Genomic DNA, 12,768 nt, shown 5'->3' with positions numbered 1-12,768 from the left:
TTTATGGACCAATCAGTGATTCAGAGTATCGTCTGAATCTTGAAGAGTAAATGACGGTAGATCCTCACCTTCTTGCTTACCCCCCTCATCACTGAGTTTGATCATCAAACGCAGATCATTTGACGAGTCAGCAAAGGACAGTGCCACTTCGTAAGTGATGACACCCTCTTTGTAGAGCGCAAACAGTGCCTGATCGAAGGTCTGCATGCCAAGATTGCTCGATTTCTTGATGACATCTTTAATCTCGTGCACCTCACCTTTGCGAATCAGATCCTGAATCAGCGGCGTGTTGATTAGCACTTCAATGGCCGCTCTTCGCCCCTTACCATCCGCAGTGGGCAGCAGTTGCTGCGCGACAATCGCTTTCAAGTTAAGTGATAGATCCATCCAGATCTGATTATGATGCTCAGGGCCAAAGAACGAGATGATACGGTCAAGGGCTTGGTTCGCATTGTTAGCATGAAGCGTTGCCAAACAGAGGTGGCCGGTCTCAGCGAATGCCAGAGCGTACGCCATGGTTTCAGCCGAGCGGATTTCACCCATCAAGATGACATCTGGTGCCTGACGTAAGGTGTTTTTCAGTGCTACTTCAAACGACTCAGTATCAAGCCCCACTTCACGTTGAGTCACGATCGACTTTTTATGATGGTGAATGTACTCAATGGGGTCTTCAACCGTAATGATATGCCCCGCAGCATGCTCATTACGGTAATCAATCATTGATGCCAGAGAGGTCGATTTACCGGTAGAGGTACCACCGACAAATAGGATCAAACCACGCTTCGTCATCGAGAGATCTTTAAGCACCTCAGGAAGTTTGAGCTCCTCCATAGTCGGTATGTGGTTAGCTATAGAACGCAGCACCATTCCCGGCGTGTTTCGTTGCACATAGGCGCTAACACGAAAACGACCGATACCGTTCACACTCAGTGCAAAGTTACACTCATTGGTTGCTTCAAATTCGGCCAGCTGCTTGTCACTCATCGTACTGTAAACCAGTGCACGTGATTGTGATGAGTTGAGCGACTCACGTGTCAGTGGCTTGATCGTGCCGTCCACCTTGATAGAAGGGGGTGCACCCGCAGTGATGAACAGATCTGAACCACCGCGCTCGGTCATTACTTTTAATAGCTGTGTAAAATCCACGGGTTACCTCACTTAAAATATCGAAGGGTCTTTAGCGCGAGCAGCCGCTTGCTCTGGCGTGATAAAGCCTTTTTGAACCAGCTCTAAAAGGGCCTGATCCAAGGTCTTCATACCCACCTGGGAACCCGTCTGAATGGCTGAATACATCTGAGCCACTTTATCTTCCCGAATCAGGTTACGTATGGCCGATGTCCCGATCATGATCTCGTGAGCTGCGACTCGACCGCCGCCTGTCTTCTTCAAAAGGGCTTGAGAGATAACGCCCTGCAGCGATTCAGAGAGCATTGAACGGACCATATCTTTCTCTGCGGCTGGAAAGACATCGATGATACGGTCAATGGTTTTCGCTGCCGAGGTGGTATGAAGAGTGCCGAAAACTAAGTGTCCAGTCTCTGCTGCAGTCAACGCAAGACGAATGGTCTCTAGGTCACGCATCTCACCCACTAGGATGACATCGGGGTCTTCACGCAGCGCCGAACGCAGTGCCGCATCAAATCCAAGGGTATCTCGATGCACCTCACGCTGGTTAATCAGACACTTTTTACTCTCGTGTACAAATTCGATGGGATCCTCAATCGTCAATATATGCTCAGATCGAGAGTCATTGATGTAATCGATCATCGCTGCCAGCGTGGTCGACTTACCGGAACCGGTTGGTCCTGTCACTAGAACCAGCCCTTTTGGCTGGTCGGAGAGCTGCTGGAAGACCTTACCCATGCCAAGATCATCCATAGTCAGCACTTTACTGGGGATGGTACGAAATACCGCTGCCGCTCCGCGGTTTTGAACAAAACCATTAACACGAAAACGCGCCAGCTGAGGTACTTCAAAGGAGAAATCGACTTCTAACTTCTCTTCGTACTCTTTACGCTGCTTGTCATTCATAATGTCATACAGCAACCCATGGACCTGTTTATGATCCATCGATGGCAGTTTGATGCGACGCACATCACCGTCGACACGGATCAACGGCGGCATACCCGCCGTAATGTGCAGATCGGATGCTCCTTGCTGTACAGCAAAGGCTAAAAGTTCGGTAATATCCATAATTGAGTTCACCCTAGCGGAAACGACCGCATCAACCTCATGAGTAGTGACACATATGACTAGCATAGCAGAGAGCCTGAAAAAGGTGAGATCCGAGATAGAAAAAGCCTGCGCTGAGTCAAACCGTTCTGAAAAAGAGGTATGCCTACTAGCCGTCAGTAAGACCCGCAGTGTGGATGAGGTCGTCGAACTGGCTCGCTTAGGGCAACGTGCTTTCGGTGAAAATTATCTGCAAGAGGCGCTGGATAAAATATCCGCTCTTGAGCCCCTTAATCTCGAATGGCACTTTATTGGCCCTATTCAATCCAACAAAACGAAGCCAATCGCAGAGCAGTTTGCCTGGGTCCATAGTGTCGATAGACTGAAAATTGCACAACGTCTGTCGGCACAACGTCCTCATTATGCCGAGGACTTAAACATCTGCTTGCAGGTTAATATTAGCTGTGAAGAGAGCAAATCTGGTTGCCTTCCAGATGAAGCGCTCGAGCTCGCCAAACAGATTGCCGAACTCCCCAAAATAAACTTACGTGGTTTAATGGCTATACCAGAAGCGACTGAGGATGTTGAACTACAAAAAGAGCGTTTTTGTCAGGTGAGAACTCTGTTTGAAGAGATCAAACAAACGATACCCAGTCTGGATACCCTATCAATGGGCATGTCGGGTGATCTGGATGCCGCCATTGAAGAGGGCGCAACCATCGTTCGTATTGGTACGGCTCTATTCGGCCCACGCAACTACAACAAATAATTTTTAGGAGAAAAGTGTGGCACAGCCATCTATCGCATTTATTGGTACAGGCAACATGGCCGGTGCAATCCTTGAGGGCTTAATTGCAACGGGATACCCCGTCGACAAGCTATGGGCCACACGTCGCCAGCTCGATAAGTTAGCAAGCTTTGCTGAGCGTGGCGTTCACACAACGACCGATAACCATCTCGCGATTAACGCTTCGGAAATTGTTGTAATCTCCGTTAAGCCGCAGATGATGCGCGATACACTGACTGAGTTAGCACCCACACTGCAACAGCGTAAACCGCTGTTAATCTCTGTGGCAGCAGGCATTAGCTGCGACTCTTTGGAGCGTTGGGCCGGCGGTGAACTGGCCGTGATTCGTTCAATGCCGAACACGCCATCTCTACTCAAATTAGGCGCCAGCGGCCTGTTTGCCAACCCTAGAGTGAGTGATGAGCAGAAAGCTCAAGCCTCTTCAATTGCAGAAGCGGTCGGCATTGCTACCTGGTGTGATACTGAAGAGGGCATCGATCAGGTAACTGCCGTTTCGGGGTCAGGCCCTGCTTACTTCTTCCTAATGATGGAGAAGATGATTGAAGCGGCACAAGCGCTCGGCATGAGTCCTGAAGCGGCGCGTCAACTAACCATTCAAACCGCCAAAGGGGCTGCAGAGATGGCCGCTCAAACTGGGATTGAACCGGCCCAGTTGCGAAAAAATGTCACCTCCCCAGGCGGTACCACTGAGCAAGCGATTAACAGCTTCGAACAGGATCAACTGGGCGAGGTTGTGTTACGAGCAATGACCGCCTGCAAGAACCGTGCAGCAGAGATGAGTGAGCAACTCGGTAAAGACTAATGGCTGCAAAACAGCTACTCTTAAACACTTGTCATCATTAAGCGAACTATAGGATTGAACATGGCTGGCGATACACTGACATTAATCATTCGAACGATTGGTGAAGTTTTTGCATTTATTCTGCTTCTGCGTTTTTTACTGCAGGCGAGTGGCGCTGACTATTACAATCCGATCTCTCAATCGGTGGTTCGCTTTACCCAAGTTCCTTTGGCTCCACTGCAGAAACTGGTTCCAAGAATTGGGCGTTTAGACATCTCCCCGTTGGTATTGGCCTTCGCAGTTAAAGTGGCTGTTGTTGTCGCGATTATCTTCTTTACACAGGGCAACATCCCCAACATGCTGGGTGCGGCACTGTTTGGCCTATTCGGGGTGCTTGACGGCATTCTCACCATCTATTTCTGGGCTGTTATTGGGTCAGTGATCCTCTCCTGGGTAGCCCCAAACAGCTACCACCCGGGTCCACAGCTCATTATGCAGATCACAGAGCCCGTGTTCTCTTTGGCGCGCAAAGTCATTCCACCTATCGGCGGTCTGGATCTATCACCGATTTTGATCTTTTTAGTGATTCAAATTCTACAATCTCAAATCACTCGTCTGGTCATGTAACTGAACCCGTGGTTTGCTAGAATTAAATACTGTTTCACGTACAGCATTGCACAGGAGATAGCCTAATGCCGGCTAGCTTGCCAACGGATTCCGTCGGTATCGTTACACCAGAATTGATTCACTTTGCCGAGCCTCTCTCTTTGGCTTCAGGCCGAGTGCTGCCTGAATACGATCTAATGGTTGAGACCTACGGGCAACTCAATGCAGATTGCTCAAATGCGGTTTTGATCTGCCATGCACTATCGGGTCACCACCATGCGGCGGGATATCATTCAGAGAGTGATAAATACCCTGGCTGGTGGGACAGTGCTATTGGTCCTGGGAAGCCGATCGACACGAATCGCTTTTTTGTTGTGTCGTTGAATAACCTTGGTGGCTGTCACGGCTCAACAGGCCCGACTTCCATCGACCCAAACACCGGAAAACCTTACGGACCAGACTTTCCTTTTGTTACCGTTCGAGACTGGGTCAACAGTCAGGTTCGACTTGCAGACCACTTCGGTATCCAACGTTGGGCAGCGATTGTGGGTGGCAGCTTGGGCGGTATGCAAGCGATGCAGTGGTCAATCGACTACCCTGAAAGACTGGGCCACGCATTAATCATCGCCTCTTCACCAAAGTTAACGGCACAAAATATCGCGTTCAATGAGGTTGCTAGACAGGCTATTTCGAAAGACCCTCAGTTCCACGAGGGACGCTATTACGATCACGAAACCCTTCCCAAAACAGGGCTCTCACTGGCTCGTATGATTGGCCACATCACCTATCTATCTGATGACGGTATGGCCGAGAAGTTTGGTCGTGAGATGCGCACGGGTGAGCTGAGTTTCGACTTAAATACTCAATTCCAAGTCGAAAGTTACCTTCGATACCAAGGTGAGAAGTTTTCGACGGCGTTCGATGCAAATACCTACCTGTTAATGACAAAAGCGCTGGATTACTTTGATCCCGCATCAGAGTATGGCGATGATCTTTCAAAGGCATTAAGCCAGGCTAGCTGTAAATTTCTCGTCGTCTCGTTTACAACAGACTGGCGCTTCTCTCCCGAGCGCTCGCGTGAGATTACCGATGCACTGGTCGCAGCCGATAAAGATGTCAGCTACGCAGAAATCGACTCTGATCACGGACACGACGCCTTCTTAATCGACAGCCCTCGATACATGGCTGTATTTAGAGCCTACATGAACCGTGTAGCCAATGAACTCAATCTAGGAGTCACCCATGAGAGCTGATTTAGAGATCATTGCAGACTGGATTCAACCCGAGGCGCGCGTCCTTGATATGGGTTGTGGTGACGGTGAACTGCTCGATTTTCTCTCCCAGCAAAAGCAGGTTGATGGCTTAGGTTTAGAGATCGATCATGACAATATCACTCACTGTATTGCGCGCGGTGTGAACGTCATTGAAAAAAACTTAGATGAAGGTCTTGCCAGCATAGACGACTCAAGCTTTGACAGCGTCGTTATGACGCAAGCGTTGCAGGTCATGCACCGTCCCGACTTGATCGTAGAGGAGATGTTGCGTATTGGTAATGAGGGGATCGTCACCTTCCCTAACTTTGCCCACTGGCGTGCGCGATTCTACTTGGCATTTCGCGGTAAGATGCCGGTCTCCAAGTTTCTCTCTTACAGCTGGTATGACACGCCAAACATTCACTTCTGTACCTTTAAAGATTTTGAAGCGCTCTGCATCGAGAGAAACATCCGAATCATTGAACGCACCGTAGTCGACAATGAGCACCGCCAGCGTTGGTGGCATAAGCTCTGGCCCAATATGATGGGTGAAATCGCGATCTACCGAATCACACGATAGAGGTTGAGATTAATGATGCGTTCTTTAATGGTTCTATTACTCACTTCGCTATTTGCTCTGTCCGGTCATGCGGAACAGAAACAGATTGAGCGCGGTTATGAAGTGCACTATAACGCCTTCAACTCAAGCTTTGTTACCCCTGAAGTCGCCGCTGCAAATGGCATCCTGCGCAGTAAAGTCAGAGCTCTGGTCAATGTGGCTGTTTTCAAACTTGAGCAGAACGGTGACAAAACGGCTGTACGAGCCAACATCAAAGGCGAAGCGAGTAATTTGCTTCAACAGATTCAGACCATTGAGTTCAAACCGATCATTGAGGGCGATGCAATCTACTACATTGGCGGGTTCCGCTTCAGCGAAGAGGAACGCATGACGATCGAGCTCGAGGTCACACCGGACCCTAACCAAGCTCCGATCAAGGTTAGCTTCAACCAAACCTTCTACACGGAGTAGGCATGAGCCAGCGGATTGTTTTAGCCAGCGGTAACCAGGGCAAACTCAAGGAGTTCTCAAAGATACTGGCTCCTCTGGATTTTGAGATCGTCTCCCAGGGAGACTTGGGTGTTGAAGATGCTGAAGAGACCGGTTTAAGTTTTGTCGAGAACGCGATCATCAAAGCCCGCAACGCCTGCGCTGCAACCGGCTTACCTGCCATTGCTGATGACTCAGGCCTTGAGGTGGATGCTCTCTCTGGAGCCCCTGGCATCTACTCTGCTCGTTTTGCAGGCCCAGGAGCCTCGGACCAACAGAATATAGATAAGCTTCTTCAAGAGCTTGGTGAGCTTGAAGCGGAGCAGCGCTCTGCACGATTTCGCTGTGTTCTGGTCTGTATGCGCCACCAGAATGATCCTACTCCACTGATCGCTGTGGGCAGCTGGGAAGGTAAGATTCTTGGTGCACCTGAAGGGGAGAATGGCTTTGGTTACGATCCTATATTCTGGTCACCTGAGTATGACTGCGCAGCAGCACAACTCACCCCAGAGCAGAAAAAAGCCGTCAGCCATCGCGGCAAAGCCGTTGCACAGCTGACAGAACAGCTGGCTGCTTTCCTCGCCTAAATGGATGCCAAGCTACCACCGCTGTCACTCTATGTGCACGTGCCTTGGTGCATTCGAAAGTGTCCATATTGTGACTTCAATTCGCACCAAGTCAGAGATGAGATTCCTGAATCACTCTACTTGGACCGCCTAATTTCAGAACTAAAAAACGAGCAACACCTAACGTCTGGTCGACCCATACATTCGATCTTCATCGGTGGCGGGACACCTAGCCTTCTAAAACCGGAAAGCTACGCCAGATTACTTGAGGCTGTTAAATCAAACTACAGCCTAGAACCAGACGCTGAAATTACTATGGAAGCAAACCCTGGGACTTTTGAACAAGAGAAGTTTGAAGGGTTTGCAGATGCGGGCATCAATCGGTTGTCGATCGGCGTGCAGAGCTTTGATGATGATCGGCTGAGAGCTCTTGGCCGAATCCATACAGGCGGCGAAGCCGTTAAAGCCATTCAATCAGCAACAAAACTGTTTCAACGGACCAATATCGATCTGATGCACGGACTACCCGGTCAAACCCCGGACGCTGCGTTGAATGATCTTGAGCAGGCTATCGCGTTTGAACCTGATCAAATCTCTTGGTATCAACTGACGATTGAGCCCAACACAGAGTTTGCAGCTAAACCGCCCTCTCTACCGATCGAGGAGTTCTTATGGGCTATTCAGGAGCAGGGCAGTGAACTGCTAAAACGTCATGGTTATGAGCAGTATGAGATTTCCGCCTTCGCACGACCAGGCGGTGAATCAAAACACAACCTCAACTACTGGCAGTTCGGTGACTACTTAGGTATTGGTGCCGGCGCACACGCTAAGATTTCCCGCTGGGAGCAAGGTCAGCTGCTGATTGAACGTATTCATAAACAGCGCCAACCCAAGGCTTACATAAATGCCATCGACCCAGTTGCAGGTAGAGAGATCATAGAATCCGAGGCTCTGCCCTTTGAGTTTATGCTCAACGCCTTGCGCCTGAAATCGGGCGTTGCCACAGAGCTTTTTGAGCAGAGCACTGGATGTTCGATTGAACGTATAGAACCTCTGCTATCAAAAGCTCGTCAACGTGGAATGCTAGTTGAAGACTTAACTAGAATTGCTCCAACCCAAGAGGGGCAGCTGTTTCTTAATGATCTTTTGGAGATGTTTATCGATTGAGATTGGCGACGATCTTAGGTATCTCACTAATCGTCTCAGCGTGCCAGTCAGCATCCACCTCAATGGCCCACTCCAGCCCTTCGGGGTTGACCCAGATGGTATGCATTCCCATCTCTTTTGCCGCCCGAATATCATTAATCGGGTGATCACCCACATGGACCACCTCATCCGCGTTGACCGAAGCAAACTCTAAAGCCTTCTCAAACATCAGAGGGTGGGGCTTCGCAGTACCCACCCCGTCGGCATTAAATTGAAAATCGAACCACTGCGCTAAGGGGGTTTTAGCCACCTCAGCATTACCGTTACTCAGTGCACCAATCAGCAACCCTTGATCTTTAAGTTGCTGCAACATATCGATCACCTGGTCGTAGGGCGTGACCGCGTGGCGATGATGTAAAAACAGATCAAAAGCTGCCGCCGCTTTTGATTCCGCCTCTTGTTGGGTAAGCCCCACTGAGACCATCCCCTCTTCAAGCAGACGTATACGCGTTTCTGTCATGCTGTGTGCAATTTCTGGATAACGCTCAAGTAGAGAGCGACGCAGTGCTGACCCTTCGGCAAGATCACTGAGTGAATATCGCTCTGTGTAAGCTGGAACCTCGCGTTCTAGCCACTCCCACAATAGATCGTTCGCTTTAATCACAACCGGGTGGACGGCCCATAAGGTATCGTCGAGATCAAAGGTGACACACTTAATTTTTTTCACGTCGTTTAGCCCTTGGGTGTGAGTTTTGATAGATCGATTTAAGTTGCTTGAAGTCTAGGTGCGTATATATCTGAGTCGTACTGATATCGGCGTGACCTAATAGCTCTTGCACGGCACGAAGGTCACCAGAGCCGGCGAGCATTTCAGTCGCGAAACTATGACGCAGCCGGTGTGGGTATAAATTGCCTGCGACACCCGACTGTTCACCAAGCTCTTTCAAACGTTTCTCGACGCTGCGGGATGAGAGACGCTTGCCCAGCTTCCCGACAAACAGAGCTTCTTCATTGTAGTCGGCTAATGCCAAGCGCTCCTTTAGCCAAAGCTTAATGGCCTGCAGAGCCGCACCGCCCACTGGAACTTGGCGCATTTTGCGACCCTTACCCTCAACGATGACGGAGCCTGAACCTAAATCGATATCGCTTAGATTAATACCAACCAATTCTGATACGCGCAGCCCACTGGAATAGAGCAGCTCCATCATGGCTAGATCACGAATCTTTAAGGGATCATCTTGTGGCGTGTCTAACACCTCATTCAAGGTCTCAGAACTCAGTGTTTGTGGAAGACGGCGAGGGGCTTTCGGCGCTTTAATGGCCAGAGCGGGATTATGTTCGCAGATCGATTGCTGATTCAGATATCGATAAAAGCTACGAAGTGCAGACAGCATTCGTTGCAACGATCGGCCCGACAGACCCTCTGAGTGCAGCTCGGCCACCGCGTAACGCAGAGGGCGCTCAGAGAGCTCAAGCCAGCCTGTGAATTCAATCAGTTGTAGCGTCTCTCGAAAGCGCTGAAGATCGCGCTGATAGTTGAAGACTGTTTTATCGGATAGCTGACGCTCGACACGGAGGTGCTCGGTAAAGCGAAATTCTAAATCGCTATCCGAGCAACCCATGCTAGCCTCGAATATTCATCAAACGCGCAAGGATTCTGCTTAGAACTTCGCCGATATACGCCAAAAATAGCGTTCCTTGCGTAGACTGGAAGTAGTTGGCGTCGTATGAGCCAATAACCAGAAGACCTAAAGATTCGCCCTTCACTAGAGGTACCACAGCGCAAGATCCAACGGGCTTTTGAGGGTTTCGGAATAAGAATCGGGTCATCTGATCCGACAACTGTCCGCAGACCGGGCTTGATGAGTCGATCAACGGCTGAACAATTGACGTTTGACTGCGCGGCAACACTCTTAGTGAGTTAACGTCGAGCTCCGTATCCGAGAAGAGGATTAGCTCCACCTCATCGCCACTGAAGTCGCCACACAAGCTCTCTTCAAGTGCAATACTGACTTCATCAAAGCTGTCTGCCTCTAGCAGTGACAGAACCATCCGCTTGGTCTTACCGAATTGCCCGTCGTTATGACGCGCTGCTTCGATCATATCCGACAGGTGGATTTCGAGTGTATTGGCTTTTTCTCGCAGCATGCTGGTTTGACGTTCAACCAAGGAGACCGCCGAACCTCTATGATGAGGTACCGTCAGCTTTTCAAGTAACCAGGTATGGTTCTCAAAAAAACTGGGATTCTGTGCAAGCCACTCTGCGACTTGGTTTTCATCTAGCGGTTGGCTCATAAGTAGATCTGCCCTTCGTAAACCGAACATACGGGACCAGTCATATTGACGGAGTGCCCTTCACCTAACCACTCAATCTCAAGATCACCACCAGGTAAGTGAACGGTAACTTTGCTATCGAGAAGGCCACGCAAACGACCTGACACGACGGCAGCACAAGCCCCAGTACCACACGCTTGAGTTTCACCTGCACCGCGCTCATAGACACGAAGATTCACCTCATTTTTGGAGATGACTTCCATAAATCCGATATTGGCACGACTAGGGAAGACAGCATGAGATTCCAGCTCTGGCCCCCAGCTCTCAACCGGCGCGCTTTCAATGGAATCAACGACCAAGACAGCATGAGGATTACCCATGGAGACCGCACCAAACTCAACAGTTTGACCTGAAGCCAGTTGGGTAGAGTAAGTCGTGCTCTTCTCTGTGAAGGTGGTAGGCACTTCGACCGGATCCAACTCTGGAGCACCCATATCAACTTCAACCAGATCGCGACCCACAATGTTCAACACCGCACGACCACGTGCTGTTTGCACCTTAATGGTATCTCGCAACACCAACCCTTTATCGCGAACAAATCGCGCAAAGCAGCGAGCGCCGTTGCCACAGTGCTCGACTTCACTGCCATCAGCATTAAAGATACGGTAACGAAAATCCATATCCGGATCGGATGGCGGTTCGACCAACAACATCTGATCAAAACCGACACCAAAATTGCGATCCGAAAGTTGACGCACAAGGTCCGCGTTGACACGGACGCGTTGTGAGATGGCGTCAATGACCATAAAGTCATTGCCCAAGCCATGCATCTTAGTGAATCGCAGTAGCATCAGCCTTCCTCTGACAGTAATGATTCACCGCGCACAAGATCAGCAAACTGCTCACGCTCACGAACCACTTGGAAGCGCGCATCATCCACCATCACCTCAGCGGCACGGCCACGGGTGTTGTAGTTAGAAGCCATGACAAAGCCGTATGCGCCTGCCGAGCAGACTGCTAATAGATCACCTGGAGTCAGTGCCAACTTACGATCTTTGCCAAGGAAGTCGCCGGTTTCACAAATCGGGCCGACAAGATCCCAAACGGCCTCTTCCGCGGATGACTCTAGCTGAGCTGGAATAATCTCTTGGTAAGCGCTGTATAACGACGGGCGAATCAGATCGTTCATTGCCGCATCGATAATGGCAAAGTTCTTCTCTTCATTACGCTTAAGGAACTCAACCTTGGTGAGTAGAATTCCCGCGTTCGCAGAGATCGAACGGCCCGGCTCAAACACTAACTTAAGCTGACGATCACCCAAACGATCAATGATGGCATCGATGTAATCTTTGGGCTCTGGTGGTGTCTCGTCGGTGTAACAAACCCCTAAGCCACCGCCAAGGTCGAGGTGTTCGATCAGGATACCCGCTTCCGCCAATCGATCGATCAATGCTAATAGGCGATCGAGCGCATCGAGGAAGGGATCGATTTCAGTCAACTGCGAACCGATGTGGCAATCAACGCCAACCACTTTAACGTTTGAAAGCTGAGCCGCTCGCTGATAAACCTCAAGCGCAGAATCAATGGCGATACCAAACTTGTTCTCTTTTAGGCCCGTTGAGATGTAAGGGTGCGTGCCCGCATCGACATCAGGATTCACACGGAATGAGACATCGGCCACCTTGCCTAACTCAGCAGCGACGGCATTAACACGTTCCAGCTCTGATTCAGACTCGATATTGAAACAGTGGATGCCAACTTCTAGCGCACGAGCGATCTCTGCAGCCTGCTTGCCAACACCAGAAAAGACCACTTTGGAAGGATCCGCACCCGCCAAAAGCACGCGCTCTAATTCACCCTGAGAGACAATATCAAAGCCTGCTCCCAACTTAGCCAATACGTTTAATACAGCTAGGTTGGAGTTAGATTTAACCGCAAAGCAGACCAATGCATCGCGCCCTGCTAACGCATCGGCATAAGCCAAATAGCCTCGTTCTAGGGCATCACGCGAGTAAACATAAGCGGGGGTGCCAACCGTATTAGCGATCTCTTCAACAGATACATCTTCCGCAAACAGTTGACCGTCGCGGTATTCAAAACTTTCCATTTTTTCT

At 49.9% G+C, this 12,768-nt stretch carries 15 protein-coding genes; 8 read left to right on the top strand and 7 right to left on the bottom strand.

What is annotated here, in order from left to right; translation table 11 throughout:
• Positions 1 to 12 precede the first annotated feature (12 nt).
• Together XMG48_RS00270 and XMG48_RS00265 are read right to left on the bottom strand one after the other, a co-directional pair.
• Positions 13 to 1,146, bottom strand: a complete 1,134-nt coding sequence (locus XMG48_RS00270; protein WP_173480071.1) for a PilT/PilU family type 4a pilus ATPase — start codon at positions 1,144 to 1,146, stop codon at positions 13 to 15.
• A gap of 12 nt (positions 1,147 to 1,158) precedes the next feature.
• A complete protein-coding gene (locus XMG48_RS00265) occupies positions 1,159 to 2,193 on the bottom strand; it encodes a type IV pilus twitching motility protein PilT (protein WP_173480727.1) in 1,035 nt (344 codons plus the stop codon).
• A gap of 55 nt (positions 2,194 to 2,248) precedes the next feature.
• On the opposite strand from XMG48_RS00265, the gene XMG48_RS00260 reads away from it, so the two are divergent.
• From XMG48_RS00260 to hemW, 8 genes are all read left to right on the top strand, one after another.
• On the top strand, positions 2,249 to 2,941 hold the full coding sequence (locus tag XMG48_RS00260; protein ID WP_173480070.1) for a YggS family pyridoxal phosphate-dependent enzyme: 693 nt from the start codon (positions 2,249 to 2,251) through the stop codon (positions 2,939 to 2,941).
• A 16-nt stretch (positions 2,942 to 2,957) separates the two neighbouring features.
• A complete protein-coding gene (gene proC, locus XMG48_RS00255; protein WP_173480069.1) occupies positions 2,958 to 3,782 on the top strand; it encodes a pyrroline-5-carboxylate reductase in 825 nt (274 codons plus the stop codon).
• Between the two features lie 60 nt (positions 3,783 to 3,842).
• Positions 3,843 to 4,388 carry a YggT family protein gene (locus tag XMG48_RS00250; RefSeq protein WP_173480068.1) on the top strand — a complete coding sequence of 182 codons (546 nt, stop codon included), beginning with the start codon at positions 3,843 to 3,845 and terminating at the stop codon, positions 4,386 to 4,388.
• Positions 4,389 to 4,453: 65 nt separating this feature from the next.
• A complete protein-coding gene (locus XMG48_RS00245; RefSeq protein WP_173480067.1) occupies positions 4,454 to 5,620 on the top strand; it encodes a homoserine O-acetyltransferase in 1,167 nt (388 codons plus the stop codon).
• Positions 5,610 to 6,200, top strand: a complete 591-nt coding sequence (gene metW / locus XMG48_RS00240) for a methionine biosynthesis protein MetW (RefSeq protein WP_173480066.1) — start codon at positions 5,610 to 5,612, stop codon at positions 6,198 to 6,200. Before XMG48_RS00245 ends, metW begins: the two co-directional genes overlap by 11 nt.
• A 12-nt stretch (positions 6,201 to 6,212) precedes the next feature.
• A complete protein-coding gene (locus XMG48_RS00235; protein ID WP_173480065.1) occupies positions 6,213 to 6,650 on the top strand; it encodes a DUF4426 domain-containing protein in 438 nt (145 codons plus the stop codon).
• Between the two features lie 2 nt (positions 6,651 to 6,652).
• Positions 6,653 to 7,255, top strand: a complete 603-nt coding sequence (locus XMG48_RS00230; protein ID WP_173480064.1) for an XTP/dITP diphosphatase — start codon at positions 6,653 to 6,655, stop codon at positions 7,253 to 7,255.
• Positions 7,256 to 8,401 carry a radical SAM family heme chaperone HemW gene (gene hemW / locus XMG48_RS00225; protein ID WP_173480063.1) on the top strand — a complete coding sequence of 382 codons (1,146 nt, stop codon included), beginning with the start codon at positions 7,256 to 7,258 and terminating at the stop codon, positions 8,399 to 8,401. It begins immediately after the preceding gene.
• Here hemW and XMG48_RS00220 read toward each other — a convergent pair.
• From XMG48_RS00220 to lysA, 5 genes are read right to left on the bottom strand one after another with little or no spacing between them, the layout of a single operon-like run.
• Positions 8,391 to 9,107, bottom strand: coding sequence for an HAD family hydrolase (locus XMG48_RS00220; protein WP_173480062.1), 717 nt, complete (start codon positions 9,105 to 9,107; stop codon positions 8,391 to 8,393). The genes hemW and XMG48_RS00220 overlap by 11 nt on opposite strands.
• On the bottom strand, positions 9,094 to 10,002 hold the full coding sequence (gene xerC, locus XMG48_RS00215; protein ID WP_173480061.1) for a tyrosine recombinase XerC: 909 nt from the start codon (positions 10,000 to 10,002) through the stop codon (positions 9,094 to 9,096). The genes XMG48_RS00220 and xerC overlap by 14 nt, the downstream gene beginning before the upstream one ends.
• 1 nt (position 10,003) lies before the next feature.
• The gene (locus tag XMG48_RS00210) at positions 10,004 to 10,675 is read right to left on the bottom strand and encodes a DUF484 family protein (protein WP_254443108.1); all 672 of its coding nucleotides are present in this window, start codon (positions 10,673 to 10,675) and stop codon (positions 10,004 to 10,006) included.
• Positions 10,672 to 11,505 carry a diaminopimelate epimerase gene (dapF, locus tag XMG48_RS00205; protein ID WP_173480059.1) on the bottom strand — a complete coding sequence of 278 codons (834 nt, stop codon included), beginning with the start codon at positions 11,503 to 11,505 and terminating at the stop codon, positions 10,672 to 10,674. The genes XMG48_RS00210 and dapF overlap by 4 nt, the downstream gene beginning before the upstream one ends.
• A complete protein-coding gene (lysA, locus tag XMG48_RS00200) occupies positions 11,505 to 12,761 on the bottom strand; it encodes a diaminopimelate decarboxylase (RefSeq protein WP_173480058.1) in 1,257 nt (418 codons plus the stop codon). The genes dapF and lysA overlap by 1 nt, the downstream gene beginning before the upstream one ends.
• Positions 12,762 to 12,768 lie beyond the last annotated feature (7 nt).

The organism is Marinobacterium sp. xm-g-48, assembly GCF_013282925.1.
Taxonomy (GTDB): domain Bacteria; phylum Pseudomonadota; class Gammaproteobacteria; order Pseudomonadales; family Balneatricaceae; genus Marinobacterium_E.
The sequence above is the reverse complement of the archived record's forward strand: the minus strand, read 5'-3'. Positions and strand labels throughout refer to the sequence as shown.